General features: G+C 43.9%; 22 protein-coding genes. 5 read left to right on the forward strand and 17 right to left on the reverse strand.

The annotated features are described in order from the left end of the window. Positions 1 to 138 precede the first annotated feature (138 nt). The 7 genes from E4663_RS12890 to E4663_RS12920 all read right to left on the reverse strand — a co-directional run bounded on the left by E4663_RS12890 (position 139) and on the right by E4663_RS12920 (position 7111). Positions 139 to 945, reverse strand: coding sequence for a VLRF1 family aeRF1-type release factor (locus tag E4663_RS12890; RefSeq protein WP_079478311.1), 807 nt, complete (start codon positions 943 to 945; stop codon positions 139 to 141). A gap of 87 nt (positions 946 to 1032) precedes the next feature. Then, positions 1033 to 2265: a DUF4129 domain-containing protein gene (locus E4663_RS12895; RefSeq protein ID WP_135327920.1), complete on the reverse strand. Its 1233-nt coding sequence runs from the start codon at positions 2263 to 2265 to the stop codon at positions 1033 to 1035. Then, positions 2262 to 3476, reverse strand: a complete 1215-nt coding sequence (locus E4663_RS12900; RefSeq protein WP_135327921.1) for a DUF58 domain-containing protein — start codon at positions 3474 to 3476, stop codon at positions 2262 to 2264. The genes E4663_RS12895 and E4663_RS12900 overlap by 4 nt, the downstream gene beginning before the upstream one ends. Further along, a complete protein-coding gene (locus tag E4663_RS12905) occupies positions 3473 to 4423 on the reverse strand; it encodes an AAA family ATPase (protein WP_079478308.1) in 951 nt (316 codons plus the stop codon). The genes E4663_RS12900 and E4663_RS12905 overlap by 4 nt, the downstream gene beginning before the upstream one ends. A gap of 136 nt (positions 4424 to 4559) precedes the next feature. Further along, positions 4560 to 5477, reverse strand: coding sequence for a glycine betaine ABC transporter substrate-binding protein (locus E4663_RS12910; protein WP_135327922.1), 918 nt, complete (start codon positions 5475 to 5477; stop codon positions 4560 to 4562). A gap of 139 nt (positions 5478 to 5616) precedes the next feature. After that, on the reverse strand, positions 5617 to 5823 hold the full coding sequence (locus E4663_RS12915) for a YfhD family protein (protein ID WP_135327923.1): 207 nt from the start codon (positions 5821 to 5823) through the stop codon (positions 5617 to 5619). 124 nt (positions 5824 to 5947) lie between these two features. After that, positions 5948 to 7111, reverse strand: a complete 1164-nt coding sequence (locus tag E4663_RS12920) for an MFS transporter (RefSeq protein ID WP_135327924.1) — start codon at positions 7109 to 7111, stop codon at positions 5948 to 5950. 131 nt (positions 7112 to 7242) lie between these two features. Here E4663_RS12920 and E4663_RS12925 point away from each other — a divergent pair, with 131 nt between their 5' ends. Then, entirely contained in the window at positions 7243 to 8001 is a 759-nt protein-coding gene (locus E4663_RS12925; RefSeq protein ID WP_135328121.1) for a TrmB family transcriptional regulator, read from the forward strand. Positions 8002 to 8024: 23 nt separating this feature from the next. Here E4663_RS12925 and E4663_RS12930 read toward each other — a convergent pair whose 3' ends face one another. Continuing rightward, the gene (locus E4663_RS12930; protein WP_135327925.1) at positions 8025 to 8264 is read right to left on the reverse strand and encodes a hypothetical protein; all 240 of its coding nucleotides are present in this window, start codon (positions 8262 to 8264) and stop codon (positions 8025 to 8027) included. Between the two features lie 54 nt (positions 8265 to 8318). Continuing rightward, positions 8319 to 8906, reverse strand: a complete 588-nt coding sequence (locus tag E4663_RS12935) for a serine/threonine protein kinase (protein WP_241657199.1) — start codon at positions 8904 to 8906, stop codon at positions 8319 to 8321. 115 nt (positions 8907 to 9021) lie between these two features. On the opposite strand from E4663_RS12935, the gene E4663_RS12940 reads away from it, so the two are divergent. Continuing rightward, positions 9022 to 9618: an alpha/beta hydrolase gene (locus E4663_RS12940; RefSeq protein WP_135327926.1), complete on the forward strand. Its 597-nt coding sequence runs from the start codon at positions 9022 to 9024 to the stop codon at positions 9616 to 9618. A gap of 29 nt (positions 9619 to 9647) precedes the next feature. On the opposite strand, the gene E4663_RS12945 is transcribed toward E4663_RS12940, so the two are convergent. Together E4663_RS12945 and E4663_RS12950 are read right to left on the reverse strand one after the other, a co-directional pair. Continuing rightward, a complete protein-coding gene (locus E4663_RS12945) occupies positions 9648 to 9902 on the reverse strand; it encodes an alpha/beta-type small acid-soluble spore protein (protein WP_135327927.1) in 255 nt (84 codons plus the stop codon). Continuing rightward, positions 9886 to 10071, reverse strand: a complete 186-nt coding sequence (locus E4663_RS12950; protein WP_158290492.1) for a YozQ family protein — start codon at positions 10069 to 10071, stop codon at positions 9886 to 9888. Before E4663_RS12950 ends, E4663_RS12945 begins: the two co-directional genes overlap by 17 nt. 103 nt (positions 10072 to 10174) lie before the next feature. Here E4663_RS12950 and E4663_RS12955 point away from each other — a divergent pair, with 103 nt between their 5' ends. Together E4663_RS12955 and E4663_RS19990 are read left to right on the forward strand one after the other, a co-directional pair. Then, positions 10175 to 10426, forward strand: a complete 252-nt coding sequence (locus E4663_RS12955) for a DUF3949 domain-containing protein (RefSeq protein WP_135327928.1) — start codon at positions 10175 to 10177, stop codon at positions 10424 to 10426. Positions 10427 to 10471: 45 nt separating this feature from the next. Then, positions 10472 to 10609 carry a hypothetical protein gene (locus E4663_RS19990; RefSeq protein ID WP_168927351.1) on the forward strand — a complete coding sequence of 46 codons (138 nt, stop codon included), beginning with the start codon at positions 10472 to 10474 and terminating at the stop codon, positions 10607 to 10609. 10 nt (positions 10610 to 10619) lie between these two features. Here the strand turns inward: E4663_RS19990 and hpaB are convergent, their stop codons facing one another. From hpaB to E4663_RS12970, 3 genes are all read right to left on the reverse strand, one after another. Next, a complete protein-coding gene (gene hpaB / locus E4663_RS12960) occupies positions 10620 to 12041 on the reverse strand; it encodes a 4-hydroxyphenylacetate 3-monooxygenase, oxygenase component (RefSeq protein ID WP_135327929.1) in 1422 nt (473 codons plus the stop codon). A gap of 185 nt (positions 12042 to 12226) precedes the next feature. Next, positions 12227 to 12865 (reverse strand): nuclease-related domain-containing protein, encoded by a 639-nt coding sequence (locus E4663_RS12965; RefSeq protein ID WP_135327930.1) that lies wholly within the window; start codon positions 12863 to 12865, stop codon positions 12227 to 12229. Positions 12866 to 12929: 64 nt separating this feature from the next. Beyond that, positions 12930 to 13862 (reverse strand): aldo/keto reductase, encoded by a 933-nt coding sequence (locus E4663_RS12970; protein ID WP_135327931.1) that lies wholly within the window; start codon positions 13860 to 13862, stop codon positions 12930 to 12932. A 142-nt stretch (positions 13863 to 14004) separates the two neighbouring features. On the opposite strand from E4663_RS12970, the gene E4663_RS12975 reads away from it, so the two are divergent. Beyond that, positions 14005 to 14415 (forward strand): VOC family protein, encoded by a 411-nt coding sequence (locus E4663_RS12975; RefSeq protein ID WP_135327932.1) that lies wholly within the window; start codon positions 14005 to 14007, stop codon positions 14413 to 14415. A gap of 32 nt (positions 14416 to 14447) precedes the next feature. On the opposite strand, the gene E4663_RS12980 is transcribed toward E4663_RS12975, so the two are convergent. The 3 genes from E4663_RS12980 to ilvD are packed head-to-tail and all read right to left on the reverse strand — an operon-like array spanning position 14448 to position 17266. Beyond that, positions 14448 to 15026, reverse strand: coding sequence for a histidine phosphatase family protein (locus E4663_RS12980; protein WP_135327933.1), 579 nt, complete (start codon positions 15024 to 15026; stop codon positions 14448 to 14450). Then, on the reverse strand, positions 15023 to 15511 hold the full coding sequence (locus E4663_RS12985; RefSeq protein ID WP_135327934.1) for a GNAT family N-acetyltransferase: 489 nt from the start codon (positions 15509 to 15511) through the stop codon (positions 15023 to 15025). Before E4663_RS12985 ends, E4663_RS12980 begins: the two co-directional genes overlap by 4 nt. Before the next feature lie 57 nt (positions 15512 to 15568). Further along, a complete protein-coding gene (gene ilvD, locus E4663_RS12990; protein WP_135327935.1) occupies positions 15569 to 17266 on the reverse strand; it encodes a dihydroxy-acid dehydratase in 1698 nt (565 codons plus the stop codon). Between the last annotated feature and the right edge of the window lie 103 nt (positions 17267 to 17369).

Genomic DNA, 17369 nt, shown 5'->3' on the forward strand with positions numbered 1-17369 from the left:
CATTCTACATTGAAATAGTTTATGTATATATTATTTTATCACAGGTCATTTCCTATTGCATACGTATAGGTCTGTTGATTACTTTTACAGAATAATAGATATAAAAAGACGCCGGCTTTAGCCGACGTCCCCTTTAAATTATTGCACTACTTCTTCAATTACGTGCATTTCTTCATGATCCAACAGGTTCTTATTAACCATTTCTTTTGCTTCTTTATTCATATTATCCTGCAAGTCTTTCAACTCTTCTTTATCACCGACTAGATAAAACTGCTCCCAACCATATTCCTTGGCTAGCTTATCTAGTTTTGGAGCAAGGCTCTTATACCAGCGATAACGGTTTGCTTCGAAACGTTCCTGGAACTGGTCTTCTTTCGTGTTCTTCGCGCCACCGGATCCCATGGAAGCTTGAGCTCTATGAGGTCCTTGGTGTTGACGCCAGTCATCTGTATTAAGATCAAGCTCAAATAGTTGAGTATCATTCAAGCGTCCTAACTCTGCATCAATAACTTTCACTTGTTCTTTTTGCGTCAGAACGATTCCTGTCTTAGGAAATTGTTGCTGCATTTCTTTCAATTGGTCCAACTTAGGGGTTTCTTCCCAATAGAACTCCGTCTTGACAGGCATCTGGAAGCGTTCAGCAAACCAAATGGTATCATCGGCTGTCGCGATAATGACGACACTTTTTGCAAAGTGTTGTTCATTCTCCTCTATGAATTGTTCCACTTTCTCTTTAACTGCCCAATAGTTACGTTTCTCATCAGAGTCATCCTCTTCTTGAAGATAAGATTCGAAGTTGTTCAATCCGTTCTTCAAGTGAATCTTCCACTCTCCCCCTTGTTGATCAGGGTCGGAGGGATCTGTATTCAGATACATAGTAAACACTTTTTCTGGTTTTTGTAGATGTACTTGTTCTAGCTTTTTAATTTCTTTGTTCATATTCATTTCGAGAGACTCCTTTCAACATCTTTATTTAACTTACAAATATGTTTCCTAAAAAAGGAGATGTTAAACTAATTTTCTCTCTCGACCTTAATCTTTGTCTTCCGCTACCCTCCGAACCTCCTGAGTCAGCAGATCCATTTCTCTCGCGAAATCCTCTTTTTCTTCAGGGGACAACTCTTCATTACCGTAACGTACTTTCTGATATAAATTTGTGTGATTGGCTTTTACACCTATGCGACTAAACCAATCGCTGATGGACTCATTGTAATGACGCCCTACACCTCGTTTGGCTGCCTCTTTCTCAAATTGCTGGAATTGTTGTCGGACAGCGTTATCAGCTTTAGACCTCGAGAAAGCCAGACCAGTATGAAAAGATTGTGTGCCGTCACTTGCCCAATGAACATTCTGATACGACAGATCTTCCGCTTCCAATTCATCTGATGATCTATTTTTGTTGAAACGATAAAGAACGGCTAGTGCAATGACTACAGCAATGATGACACCGATGATGGTGCCCCAGTGGGTGGCGTTGCCTATAGCATTCACTACACTCGGGTCATAAGAACCTGCCTCTTGCTGTTCGTTATTCATGTCATTAAATTCCTCAAATAGATTCGTTTCGTTTCCCTCTTCATTATTCAGTGGTCTTATTTTCGATACATCCAGCCCTATTAGAGATAAACCACTAAGGAGTACCATGAACCCTTTCAGGAAGACGAAACTGACAATTCTCCAGGCAAAACCGAGTACAGTACGTGCCCCTGGTAAAACAAGTACTAGCACGAGGACAGTAACAGGAATGGCCAAGGCATATAAGGATAGGTTCTGCTTTCCTTTTGAACGATCCTCTTTCGAGACCTCGAAGTAGTGAGAGAGATTGTACCCTCCAAGTAACACAGCGTATTGCAGGATCAGAGCAGCAAGAAGCTGTAAGTCTTGGTAGAAGATAAGCTCCACAAATGCAAGGATAGTCGTTGCCATCAATAAGGCATGTTCATTACCATAATCCGGTTCTACCTCAAGGGACTGGTACCTCCAAACCACTGCACCCGCCAATGCGATTCCTAAAAGCCAATACAGACCAGTGAGGAAACTCAATCCGATAATGAAGATAGGCACGATCACGAGCCGTAGTTGATAAGCTCTGTAATACGTGGTGACTAGTAAAGCCAGCAAACCTCCTGAAATGACCAAAGCATAAGACCATAACTCAAAGGAAAAGGACAGCCAATCGGAAAGTAAATAAAGAAGGAAGTAGGCGAATAATGCTTGCCCAAGCAATTGGTAACCCATCGTTACCCACTTCTTGCCTGCAATCATGCCGTATTCCCCCTTTTTGTAGCCTGAACTAAAACGGGTTCTTCTTGTTCTACGTCTAGGACGAAGACTGTAATTCCCTGCGCCTGCCATTTCTTGATGTACCGGAAACAACTTTCAGGAACTTCTCCTAAAAGAAGAACCGTCTTCCTTTTGTACATTTGTTGGTCCATTCTATACATCAACTCTTCCATCGGCATCAGTAACCGTTCCTTGTTCATTCGAGCAAGAAGTTCTAATGTCTCTTTCAGGTGACCAGCGCCTTGCCCTTCTTCTTGATAAAAATACGGGCGGTAGTGCGGCCTCCTCATATTCAACGCCATATCAAAAGTCAGACCTCGCTTTGCGGCTTCATGACTGAGGTAACTCGTATAAGAAAGCAGTTCTTCGAAATGATGGGAGGGGTGAGCATTCCCCATGTGTGTATATTGGGCCATGTTCACAATGATCGTCCAACTTCTATCCACTTGCCTCTCATAAACTTTTGTCTGCAATTGTTGGGTTTTAGCACTTGCTTTCCAGTGAATACGGTGAAATGGATCCGATGTAACATAGTCCCTTGTACCAACAGGAGTAAGTAAATCTTCAAAAGGAGAAATAGATGCTGTCTGCTCCCCGATGGAAACATGAAAGACATTATCTATCCCGTAAACAGGCTTTTGTTCCGGGTACACAATAATTTCTGTTTCGTATTTCCGCTGGTACTTCAAGTGAACAGGCCGGAATTTGATCAAATGAGGGAACTTGAACTGAACTTCACTGAACCTCGTCACACCCCTTTGGACAGCTGTTACGGGAAGAGTGACAGAAGAATCCCCATGTTGAATGAGGGAAAGGGGAAGCTGATAGTGATACCCTTTCTGTGTTTCCCTTGTGAAAGACTCCCTTCCCTTTAAGGTCGTATCCGTCTTGAACGACAAAACCCCGTTCATGATCGGGGCTTTGGATGCATTCCTCATCCAAAACGAGATATTCGTCTCTTCCCCCGGAAACAATCGGACGGACTTTCTCTCGTTTAATAAAGAAAGTTTTGTGCCGCCATGACGGTCATACCATTTACTCAACAGCCAAATAGCCCCGATCAGAGCTGCAGGCACCATCAAAAAACCTTTATTTAGGATAATCCCTGTTAGACCGGTGAGGAGAATAAGGGAAGTTAACATATCAAAGTATCGATCGTCTTCTGTACCTAGTTCTCTGTGCCACTCCTTCACTTCGACGTCCCTACCTCAACTGGGACAGGTACTTGATCGATGATTTCTTTCACCACTTGTTCATTGGATTTTCGAATTGCCCCTTCCATGGATAATACAATCCGGTGCTCAAACAAGTATGGAGCGAGTGTTTTCACGTCTTCCGGAGTGACATATTGTCTCCCATGAAGAAGCGCTCTTGCTTGAGAAGCTCTCATGAAAGCTAGGGCTCCACGAGTACTTACCCCAAGTTCCACGTCATCAGTTCGACGGGTGACACGGACCAAATCAAGCAAATAATTCAACGTATCATCCGCAAGCGTGACTTCTTTCACTTGTTCACGTAACGATAGAATCGTTTCTAAGGTGATGCCCTCCATCAAAGCATCCATCGGTTCGTCCTTTTGGTACGTTCGCAGGATGTTCTTTTCCTCTTCATCTGTCGGGTATCCCATATCGATTTTGAATAAGAAACGGTCCAATTGGGCTTCCGGAAGCGGGAAAGTTCCCTGGTTACTTTCGACAGGGTTCTGAGTTGCTACGACAAATAGAGGGGCATCGATCTTTAGTGTTTCTCCATCAACGGTGGTCTGCTTTTCTTCCATCACTTCTAGTAGACTGGACTGTGTTTTAGGAGTCGCACGGTTTATTTCATCTGCGAGCAGAATGTTGGTCATGACTGGTCCTTTTCGCAACTCGAACTCTTGAGTTTTCGGGTTGAAGAACTGGATTCCGGTCACATCACTCGGAAGTACATCTGGAGTGAACTGTACACGACTGAATTTACCGTTCATCACTTTTGCAAAGCTTTTGGCAAGTTTTGTCTTTCCTGAACCTGGTACACTTTCGAGCAGAACATGACCATCTGCAAGGAGCGCTGTAAACAACAGTTCTACAATATCCCCTTTACCTAATATGACGCTGTTAATTGATTCTTGAGCACGTTTAACCTCTTCATGCATGGACATAGATTGACCTCTCCTTATTATGTAAAAAATCTGACTTTTCAAGTGTAACATGAAGTAAATGTAAAATCTCACTACGAACCCTTCAAAAAACGACAAAAAAACCTCTCTATTCAAATAGAATAGAGAGGTCGAAAGATTATTCAGCTGTCCACTCATCAATTAGATCTTGGTGCTCATCGATCCATTTCTGAGCTCCTTCTTCAGGGGAATCTGCTTCATTCAGATCTGCCATCAGACTACCTAGTTGCTGGTCGTTCAACTCGAAGTTGTCCCACCATTTCACAAGTTCTGGATGGTCTTCTTTCAGTCCTTTACGAGCTGCATAGGAGATGTTTTCAGATTCTCCATAAACCTGCTTCGTATCTTCCAAGAACTTCAGATCCATTTCTGCAAACGCCCAGTGTGGTTTCCATAGCGTTACAACAATCGGCTCTTCATCTTCGATTGCATTTTGAAGTTCTGCCGTCATCGTCGGACCTGAAGAAGCCGCAAGCGTCCAATCCAAGTCATACTCCTTCAGCGCGTCTTCCGTAAGACCCATCAGACTGGCACCTGCATCAATACCAACAATCTGTTTCTCTTCGAAAGCATCTGTAGTTTTCAAATCTTCAATCGTATTAACATCTTCCATGTATTTTGGAACAACCAGCCCTAACTGTGTACCTTCATACCAGTTTTCACGCCAGTCGATTTCATCTTTGTATTTATCGTAGAAAGGAGCGTCCGTGTTCGGTAACCAAATTTCTGTACCGATATCCAAGTCTCCAGAAGCTAATGCTTCATACAAGAACCCTTTCTCAACACTGTTCAATTCTACTTCGTACCCTTTATCCTCTAAGATCAATTTCCACATATTCGAGACGGCTACGTTCTCAGCCCAGTTGTTCATACCGATGCTGATCGTACCTTTTTCATCTGACGTTTCCGTTGTTTCTGTATCTTCTCCTGTTTCACCCGTGGATTCGTCCGGTTCTTCATTTCCTCCACAAGCTGCCAGGATAACTAATAGGGCTCCTAGTACTATCGCAGGTAGCCATTTTCGCAAGTGCTTCACATTACGTCCTCCTCTATATAGTTTTCGTTTGACTCACAATTCAATAGTATAGCATATGTTTTATTTAGTTCAAACTGTATAACCTTTTTACATTTTACGAATGGAGCCATACCCAATAACTGGGCATGACTCCGCTGAGTTATCTATTTCTACGCATTTGTTCTTGCTCACGCTTGTGCGCACGTTCATCTGCTTCCTTGCTTCTTTCTAACGCTTCAAAATCATCTTGGTCAGCTATTTGTTCGGAGAACTCTACATCAATACCAGGATGTTTTTGGTGTTCTGGAGTTTGAGGAAGTTTATATTTTTTCTTCCCCTTTGAATGGTGATGTTCATCTCTACCCATTTCGCATTCCCTCCTCTTTGGAACACACTTAGTTATCTCCCTTTCCAGGCGACTTATTCCTTTTTGAGCGCCCTCTTAGAAAAAAAGCGCCTGTCTCCTAATTAGGAACAGGCGCTTTTGCTACTTAAGATTGTTGGGCGACCAACTTCTCTTTCCCTCGTGTAATGGAATATGCTGCAGTGGCTAATGCGAGTAGGATGAAAAAGCCTCCGACTGTTGCATTATGAATGACAGAAGTTTGCTCAATGACGATTCCACCGATCGATGAGCCTGCTGCAATTCCGAAGTGTAAAGCGGAGTTATTCAGACTTTGCTGGATATCAGATGTTTCTGGAGCAGATGAAATCAGATAATTTTGCTGCGCAGGTGTAATCGCCCAGCTTAGTGCGCTCCAAATGATCATGACCGCTAGGAAAATAGGGAGAGAGAACGTTACGTGCGGAATTAAGAAAATCGCTACAGCGAACGCGATAATGATTCCGATTATGCTCCGTTCCGAACCGAAGCGGTCAGATAATGTTCCACCTATTCCGCCGCCAAGGACAGCAGCTACTCCGAAAATGAAGTAGACAATGCTCACCCAAGTCGCACTAAGCCCCATTTCCGATTTGAGGAAAGGAGTCAAGTACGCGTATAACGTTAGATGGCCAGTAAGGAAGATGAAGGAAGTTAATTGAGCTGAGAATATCTTCTGATCCTTCAACGTTTGAATCTGTTTCTTGATTGGAATAATCGGTTTCGGCTGGATGTTTCCAAGGGACAGATGCACGGCCACCATCGAAGCTAGTGTTAAGACTGCGATGAACAAGAACGGTGCTCTCCATCCGAAAGCATTCCCAATCGTTAGACCGATCGGTACTCCAAGAACAAGTGACCCACTAATGCCCATGAATATCGTTCCAATTGCACGACCTCGGTAGTCTGCTTTCACAATCTGCGAAGCAATCGTCACAGCTAATACGACTAATAAAGAACCGCTTGCCGCAGTCATGATACGTGCTGCCATGATGACACTGTAAGTAGGGCTCCAAAATGCCAGTAAATTTCCGACAAAGAAGATCAACAGTGTCGTTAGTGTAAGCTTCTTACGTTCGTATTTGGCTGTCACCGTAAGCAGGATTGGGGATGCAATTGCAAACACGACAGAGAAAATGGTAATCAACAAGCCAGCTTGACCAAGGCTGACACCGAGATCTTCTGCGACTAGATCAAGGAGCCCTCCAATAATCAGCTCGACTGTACCAACAACAAAGGAAACAATGGCTAATAAATAGACTTTTTTATTCATAATGAATCCCCTTTTCATTTAGTTACCACTACAATGGTAACCACAACTCATCAGCAATACAAGAGGAAATTTTACGGATGATCAAGAACCGTGTATTCTTAGAACAGAATCAACCGGAGAAGAGGGGTTATATGCTGCAGAAGTTCGGCTTTACTCAATACGAAAGCCAAGTGTTCGAAGTGCTTACAGCAAGCGTTGAACCATTGGACGCCACAACTGTAGGGAAATATTCTCAAGTGCCGAAATCAAAGGTTTACGAAGTGCTCAATCGCTTGATAGATAAAGGGCTGTTGAAGAGTTCCTTTACAAACCGGAGAAAACTATATACGGCACTTCCGCTGGATGCGACAATCCAGAAACTCACTACCGAATTCGAAGCGAATGTAGAGGAGTTGAAGAACAAGGAATACACGTTGACTCAAAATGATGATCGCGTATGGACGATCCAAGATGCTACTACCATTTCTTCTGTTTCTGCCGAGTTGCTGAAGAGTGCTCAGTCAAGCATTTACATTTCAGGCTGGAGCGACGACTTAGCGGATCACTTGCCGCTACTCGAAAAGAAGCAAGAGGAAGGGGTGACGGTAGAACTATTGTCTGTCGGAGACATGCACACGAAGCTGAATGAAGCACATATTCTAGTGCCCGACCGAAACCACCAAGCACTGGAGCGCCACCAGCTTCTCATCATCGATGAAAAAGAAATCGTGCTCGCTGGAGTGGAACACGATGAATGGCAAGGGATTCAAACGCAGTCCAGCCCACTTGTGAAATTCTTTACGGAGTTCTTCTATCATGACGTCGCTCTGACAGAAATCACGAAAAAATACGAAGAAACGCTTAAAGAAGATGACCAACTACAATCCATTCTCATGAAATTGAGGTATTAAAAAAATCCCGGCAAAGGCCGGGATTATATTTTTTCTACGATATATACCTTTTTCTCACGGAAATACTTTTCCCCTTCATGATCGTCATGTTCAAAGAAACCGTTGAATTCATTGACAACTTTGTATTCTCGCTCGGGTTCTGTAAACAACTGGTTCTCATTGTTCGACATTAACACCACTTCCGAAGTTGAAACAAAACTGTCGAGTTCCTTCGCTTTATAATTCTGACCAACTTCAACCTCACTTAAGCGATACTCTGCCATCTGTAAGCCCACCTTTCTTTTTCCATTCCATTCCCAGGTGCGCTTTTTATTAAACTAGATCGGTAGCAATCGCCTTCTGTAAAGTTGGATGACGCACTCTATGAAGAGCCTCGGGTATTTCTTTGGAAAATAAGGCCTCTGATAGTACGTGTAGTAGGCTTTTTTCAAGTCATCCCAATGCGGACATTCCTCTTCTTGGAAAAAACGAGCTACATCAATAACCTTAATGCGACCATCTTCGGTCAACATGATATTTTTCAAGTGGGTATCAGAAGGGTTCAGCCCTTGCGAACGGGCAAACCCAAGCGCACGGTCCACTTCGTGTATCATCTCTTCTGTGATCGGAACACCTTCCACTAGACAGTCATACAACGTCCTGCCAGTCACATACTCCAGCACAATGTAGCCATCCCCAGCTTCATACACTTCCGGAAATAACTCATGTGTGGATAGGCGGGTGTAAACATCCGCTTCCACTGTAGCGACCGTACGATAAGAAGGATAAAACACTTTCACGACTCTGCCTGTTTCGTAATGACGAAACGCCACAGCACTTCTCCCCTGACCAATCCATTCCAATGAATCTGGATAATGGATCACCTTCTCGTTATGAAAGTGAACTTGTTCAACTAATGCTTTCATCTTTATCTCCCTCATGATTGCATTTGTCATTTTGAACATTATAGCAGAATTTTTCTGAATTTATGCTCGATTTGCTCTTCTGTTTGGTAAACTATTCGAAAAAGGAGACCAGATTATGATAGTAGAAGAAAAAAGAAGTCAAACTTTTACTTATACACATATTCAGAACGGCGGATCGGATGTCTGCATCATGCTGTCTGGAGCTAGCTACAATTACGACCACCCGCTATTCTACTACGCAACAATGACCATGCTGAAAAACAAAATCGATGTTATTCACCTGCACTATTCTTACCCGGAATCTATTCTCGAGCAGTCGAAACGAAAAGTGGCAGAGGTTATGTACAAGGACATCATCGAAGTGGTCGACCTTGAGAAGAGCTATCGGGATTACATATTCTTAGGCAAGTCGCTTGGTACCGTTCCACTTGTCTTAAGTTCCCTGCCTGCCTCAACACTGATTTTACTTACACCTCTTTTAAAAGATGACGACATACGAGAAGCCATTACAAACATTGAAACACCTGCTCTTGCAGTGATCGGTGACAGCGACCATCACTTCATACAACAGACATGGGACTCTATTCCCTTCTCCAAAATATTGGTCCCAGGCGGAAATCATTCGCTCGATGTCGGCTTTGACGAAGAAGCTTCCCTTTTTGCTATTCGTTCCACCATGCAGGAGATCCAAAATTTCCTTACAACAAAATAAAACGGAGGCTTCACACAGCCTCCGATTTTCTATTGATTCTGATTCAATTGTTGGGTAGCCCGCTTCACGAGTTCCTTCACCATTTGTCCACCAAGGGAACCCCCGACTTTACCAGCTTCTTTCGTCGTCAAGTCACCGTTATACCCTTTTCGAAACGGAATCCCCTGCTCCCTCGCCATTTCATACTTAGCTTCTTCCGGCGAATTTGTATTGGCAATCTCTGCCTTCAATTGGTCCAAACCTTGACGTGCTTCCGGAACAAGGATTTTATTTCTTCTGCTCATTCTGTCTTTTTCCTTTCGGGAACCGTTGACGTGAAAGCTCTTCTCCATCATGACTGATCAATTCCCCGTCTTCTCCCACTTGATCGATCTTGCCGTCGATTGTTCCCTCCATGTATGAGTCAGACGCTTGTTCTTCAGTGATACGCTGGCCTTTGTCTTGTTTTGGCATCATTTATTCCTCCTTTGGTTTAGGTTTTGCGAAAAGAATAGAATCATTCGACTGAAACTTATCAGAGGGGATATTCGTACTAGGAAGAGAAGGGAGTTTTTGGATGTTATTGAAAGCGATCATCATTATAGTAAGCATCTATTTAGTAATCACGTTCGTCATGCTTCCCATTCAATACCGTTACTTAATTGGTATAAAAGAAGAGCAGGACAAGAACAACCAATCAACGAGAGAATATTACGAACAAATGCCAATCCAAGAAGAAGTGCTCCACGGTAACACGCAGCTTAATCCTATGTTCTTCCTCGCGAACTTCTTAGCTTGGCTCATCTTGAAATTCCAGAAAAAGATATAGTAAAAAACACCTCCTAGTCCAAACTAAAAGTGGAGGTGATCGCAGATGAGTAAGAAAAGCAATGCCCAAAAAGGAAAGCGCGAAAAAAGCGTTAATCCTCAAGGGTTGACGGAAGACGTAGCGGAACAACAACCAAAATCACAGCTTGAACAACGAGCAAAGCATACAAACAGAAAAGGCTGACGTTATGACGTCAGCTCTTTTTATGAAGAAATTCCTCTGCAAATTGAGAGTAGCTCTCCTTGTTGCACGATTGGTAAATGACTTGCTCAATACGGACCGGATCCCCGAAAAAGAAACGCTCATAAAGCGTCTGTCTTGATCCGAACGAGCTCATCGCTACATCCCATGCCAGGCGGTACAACCTCACTTTGTCTTCTCCATTGGAAACCCCCGTCCGTAAGTAAAAGTTCAAATCCTCACGTAAATCAGACTGAAAGGCATCTTCTGAAGGAAGGGTTACTAGACCACTCGCCCCTAGTAATTGGAGGATCTCCGTAAATCTCGGATAAAAGCGTTGGAATTCGTTTATCGCAGTGTATAAAGGCAACCTGGCTGGAACCATTACTCCCGCCTCGTCCTCTAGTGAGTCGTTTTCTGATAAGAGGAGGAGCGCCTTCAACGATTCTCTCGCCTTGATCATTTCTGCTACTTTACTTTGCACATGGTGGTATTCTTCGATTTGAATTTCCTCTACGATCTTTATCGCTAGCCCTAGCACGAACTCGGTTTTTATAACCTGCCTGGAGACAATCTGATGAAGGGTCATCGGCGTGAACTTCCCTTTGACATAGAGCTGATCGGCAGCCCGGATATTTTCATAAAGGAACACCCGCTCCCAAGGTACAAGAACATCATCAAACAAGACAAGAGAGTCCATCTCCTCAAACCGAGAAGACAATGGAGAGTTGAAGCGGCTTGAATCCACCCCAAAGGATGATCGGCAGACAAACTTCAAGCCGGCAGTATCTGTCGGAATGGAAAATAAGTATGCATACTCTTTCTTAGAAGCTCCAGGCGCTGAATAAACGATAACCTCATCCGTCATTCCGCCTTGCGTAGCCAAGAGCTTTGCCCCGCGAATGATAAGTCCTTCTTCTGTCTTATCGACAATTCGGGCATTCTGATCATCTTCATCTAGAAAAGACAAGCTTGCACGATTGTTTTGTGGATTGATGAACGTATGAGTAAAAGACAAATCCTCTCCTTTAGCTTTCTCATAAAAAGCTTGAAGCCTGTCAGGGAAACAATTTTCCTCGTTTTCAAGGAGGTTCTTTGATGCGGCAAAGGATGCCAAGACCGTGTTCATATAATCCGGACTACGCCCCATCATGCCGGCCGTATGCCGAGCCCACAACTGAACTAACTTTCTTCGTTTTTCGAGGTCTGCTTTCGTCCGTGGAATTAAGTAAGAGGTGCCGAATTGACTGGATGACATGGTGATGGACTGATGTTCTTCTTCATTCTGTAGATCATACAGTTCAGCCTGACTTTGAATGCCTCCACGAAATGCTGGGTGGTCCGTTATATCTTCTACTAGTTTTCCGTCATACCAAACTGAGCTTTTTAGTGCCGCGATGCGTCTTTTGTACTCCGCTCCATCGATCACCTTCATCACTCCTCAATTAAAGCTGATGGGTTATTGTATTGGGCGGGTTTGGTATGTGTGCATGGTCAAGATTTAGAGGGGTTGTATCAATTGATGGGAATGTTCTTTCAAAAAGGGCGCAACTTCTTTCAATTCAGCCTCATCTTCTTTCAAAAAAGGTGAATCTTCTTTCAAATGAAGCGAAAGTTCTTTCAATCTGTTGGAATAAGGTAATAGGAGTTGGAGGTGCTTCCAACTTTTTTGTAGCCGAGAGATTTTAGAATGCGATTAGCCACCTGCCTATCATTGATTCGTAAAAAATCACAAAGTTGCTGATTCGATACCTTGAATGGAAGGTAGCTGGACTTAATGACATCTGGATGAGGAGAATCTAAGGAAGCGTAAGAATTGGTGAAGACGACAAGCGCGGAGATCGGAATAGAAGGAAGAGTTTGTTGAGAAATCCATTTGCGGAGTTGGACAGTCTGGCGTTTCGCCTGTAGGATCGGATCAGCGTAAGCTTTCTGCTGTCCGTCTACAATTTGCAGCATTTGGTGGTTATCTCCATCATAAATCAACTCTCCCGCATAGTTCTTTACTTCAATCAGGAAGATACGAGAGCGTGTTACAAGGACTACATCCATCTGGAAAATATATAAATCCCCTTGTAGACGAATGCCGTTCAATACTTGAAAATCTCCGTCAATAAAGTGCAGGTGATAATCGAGAGAAGCTTCCCCATTCATCCCTGACTTTTTGATTCCGTAGGCTTGTTCAACTGCGGGAAGCAAGTGATGGTCAGGAGACAAACGATCTAGCAACGATCGGAGCCGTTCTATTGAAATAGACAAGAATAAACCTCCTTTCCTTTATATCCTACCAAAAAAACCTGCCCCGAAGGACAGGTTTTCCATTTTATGAGAATATCTCATCAATCATTTGTATTTCACCATCCGTCAAATCCACCTTCAGCGTGTTCAAGTTATCAACAACTTGATCTTTACGTTTTGCTCCTGGGATGACGGCATCAATAGATGGTTGGTTTAAATACCAGGCGAGCACTACGTGAGGAACATCGACCTCATTACGCTCCGCGATCGGTCTCAGCTTATCGACTTTCGCTAGATTCTCCTTGAATGCCTCCCCTTGGAAAAGAGGATTCTTCGCTCTGAAGTCATCAAACGTCGTGTTTTCATCATATTTTCCTGCTAGCAAGCCAGAAGCAAACGGGAAGTATGGAACGAACGATATGTGGTTATCTGCTGTGTATGGCAGCATTTCTTTCTCTGCATCCCGCTTGAAAAGGTTATATTCCGATTGAATTACATCGACGTAACCGTCCTGATCGGCTTCCTTCAACTGCTCTACAGAGAAGTTCGAAACGCCAATGGAACGGATCTTTCCTTGGTCTTTCAACTCTTTTAGAGCTCCCACCGCTTCATATTTCGGTGTGTCATCATCCGGGAAGTGAATGTAATACAAGTCGATATAATCGGTTTGCAACCTTTTCAAACTTGCCTCCACTTGTTCCTTGAGGAAGTCAGGTCGGTTGTTGAATACGACATCGTCCCCCTTGAACTGGTGAGCACCTTTCGTGGCTAACACGATCTCGTCACGTTTACCGTGTTCTTTCACTACCTGTCCAACAAGCTCTTCTGACCGCTCCGGTCCATAAATGAAAGCTGTGTCTAAAAAGTTCATGCCATGATTCAATGCCGTACGCACCACGTCTTTGCCGGCTTCTTCATCTAGATTCGGATATATGTTGTGACCGCCTACTGCATTAGTCCCCAAACCAATCGGGTTTATCTTTAACTCTGATTGACCTAATTGAATACGATCTTTCATTATCTATCCTTCCTTTCTTATCCCTATTAAACATACCACTTTTGATAAAAATAAAACCTACACAAACAGAACAAATGTTCTTGTTTTTATCCCGCGAGTCCGCTATACTAATTATGTAAATAAAATCCAAGGAGTGGTGATCATGAAACATCAAGCAACCTCCTATTTTACATTTAACGGTTCAGCACGAGAGGCATTGAATTACTACAAGGACATCTTTGAAGGCGAAATTACAAACTTGCAAACGTTCGGAGATGCTGATTTTGAAACACCTCCGGAAATGGACGACCGGATCATGCACGCCCGTTTTCAAAAAGGTGACTTTCTTTTCATGGTTTCCGACTCGTTTCTTAATCAGGACATACACCCTGGTACAACCATTTCACTCGCGCTTGAGTTGGACAGCCCTGAAGAGATTGAAACTTACTACCAGCGCTTGAAAGAGAACGGAACTGTGTTAATGGAGCTTCAGGATACGTTCTGGGGTGCTACTTACGCCAAAGTGCGCGATGCTTATGACATCACTTGGGATTTAAACTTCGAGAAAGCATAAAGAAAACTAGAGCGGCTTGGGATCAAGCTGCTCTAGTTCTCATCTAAATGACGGGTGCAATTAAAGAGCTCCAACTCCCAATCTCCTACGTCTCTTATTACTTCTGTAATCGAGGTGTTATTGATATGTCCATCAACCGATTGTCCGGAAACGATCTCGCGTACGAGATGACTGATTAAAGATCCATGACTTACTACCAACACCCGCTCTTCCTCATGCTTCTCTTCTATTTCTTCCAGAAGAGAAAGTACTCTATGTAGCGCGTCTTCTTTTTTCTCCATTCCTAATTCAAGTGTTCTCCACTCTTGGCCCCACTTGTCTATTCGCTCTTGTTCTGTCGTTCCTTCAATCTGCCCGCCTCCGACTTCTCGTAACCGGTCATCTTTTATCAAAGGAATCTGCAATCGTTTCTGAATAATCTCAGCTGTTTCGGATGCCCGTGCCAGCGGACTTGCATAAATGTAGCTCCAGTCTTCTTTCTCTAACCTTAAAGCTAGCTTTTCTGCTTCGTTCCTACCTTCATCATCTAAAGGGATATTAGATGACCCTTGCGCGCGTCGTTGTTTATTCCACGGAGTACTCCCATGTCTGATGATTCCAACTCTGATCATAATGGCCCCTCTTTTCCAATGTATTTCTTGTAATAGACTCCCTCATTACTTCGATGACTCTCTCTGAATCCAAGTGACATATGCGCCTCTTGACTTCCAACATTATCACATTCTACATCCGAAGCGATTTCAAGGCAGCCTTGTTCCAGTGCCCAATACTCTCCTGCATGAACCAGTTTCCGGCCAAATCCTTGCCTTTGCAAATCAGCATCCACATACCAACCTTCTATATAAGCAACAGGCTTAGAGTCCACAAAGGGGAGTTCAGGGTAGAGTGATAATTCGATGAAGCCTCCTAAAGACCGGTTCGGCCTTTCGATTACAAACACCTGCCATTTCCATTCGTTTTTATAAAAGGGAAGCCCCTTTGTGGTGTGTTCAATGTCTTGTCGGTGCTCTGAGTCCGAAGCATGAGGCCAGAGTGTCTTCCTCATTCTGACATACTCTTCCTTCTCCCTCTCCTCTTCGTTCACTCGTCGAATCATCCACCCACTTCCTTTCACACAAATAACAGAGGCCGCTTAAAGCGACCTCTGCATTTCTTAGTCTAAATCTAAATCTGTAACGGCTCCATTCGCAGAAGAGGAAACCAACTTCGCGTACTTCGCTAACACTCCTGTTTTAAACTTCGGTTCAGGACGTTTCCATTCCTGCTTCCGTCTGTCTAACTCTTCTTCTGAAACTTGCATGTTGATCTGTTGCGTATCGCTGTCGATAATGACGGTATCGCCGGTCTCTAAGATTCCGATTGGCCCTCCGACGGCTGCTTCTGGGGCAACGTGACCGATGACGAAGCCGTGAGAACCACCGGAGAAACGTCCGTCTGTAATCAACGCGACTTTTCCGCCGAGTCCTTTACCGACAATCATGGCTGTGATGGAGAGCATCTCTGGCATTCCCGGTCCACCTTTTGGACCTACATTTCGTATGACAAGTACATCGCCAGCTTGGATAACATTGTCTTCAATCGCTTCTGTCGCTGCTGCTTCACTGTCATACACACGTGCGGTCCCTTCGAACCTGGAAATCTTCTGACCGGACATTTTCGCAACCGCCCCATCCGGTGCCAGGTTCCCTTTCAAAACAACGAGCGGACCATTAGGTTTGATCGGCTCTTCAAGCGGCAAGATGACTTTTTGCCCTTCTTTCAATGGTTCAGCCTCTGCCAAGTTTTCTGCAACGGTTTTTCCTGTCACCGTCAGGCAATCTCCGTGCAAGAGACCGTGCTCATGCAAAAGCTTCATAACGGCTGGTACACCACCGCTTTCATATAAATCCTGCATGACATATTTTCCGCTCGGTTTCATGTCCGCGATATGTGGGACGTTTTGACGGACGCGTTCGAAGTCGTCTAATGTCAAATCGACTCCTGCAGAGCGAGCAATCGCTAATAAGTGAAGGAAAGCATTCGTCGAACCTCCCAATGCCATCACGACCGTTATCGCATTTTCAAACGCTTCTTTAGTCATGATATCTCTTGGGTAAATTTCACGCTCGAGCAAGTCAAGAATCATTTCACCAGCTTGATGACATTCCTGCTCTTTATAATCCGCGATAGCAGGGGTGGAAGAAGATCCAGGAATGCTCATTCCTAATGCTTCTACAGCAGATGCCATCGTGTTTGCCGTGTACATACCGCCACATGCTCCAGCACCAGGACAAGCAGAACATTCTACTTTATGCAGCTGTTCGTCATTGATTTCTCCCTCATGATACTGACCGACTGCTTCGAAAGACGAGACAATATCGATATCTTCTCCATTCAGTTTTCCTGGTTGAATTGTGCCACCGTACACATAGACAGCAGGTAAATTCATGCGACCGATCGAAATCAAACAACCTGGTGTCGTCTTATCACACCCTCCGATTGCAACGACACCATCAAGCCTTTCCGCATTCATTACTGTCTCAATAGAGTCTGCGATCACTTCACGACTTGGCAAGGAGTAATTCATCCCTTCATGCCCCATCGCAATTCCGTCCGCTACTGTGATCGTATTGAAGATCATCGGTGCGCCGCCACTTTCTTTTGCACCATCTTTAGCTTCACGAGCTAAGCGGTCAATATGTACGTTACAAGGCGTCACTTCGCTCCAAGTACTCGCAACACCAATCATCGGCTTTTTAAAGTCTTCGTCTGTAAAACCGACAGCTCGCAGCATGGAACGGTTGGGAACGCGGTTCACCCCTTCGCTGATGACTTTACTTCTGATTCGTAGATCTTTCTTTGTTTCCTTCATTCTTTCCACCCCTTTTTCCGTGTTGTTTATAATGATGATACTAACTGTTGCAGGGCTTGGCAATCATTTTTCTGAAAATAATAAAGATTCTTTTTATTTAAGC

Origin of the sequence: Halobacillus salinus (assembly GCF_004684905.1) — a bacterium.
GTDB lineage: Bacteria > Bacillota > Bacilli > Bacillales > Halobacillaceae > Halobacillus > Halobacillus salinus.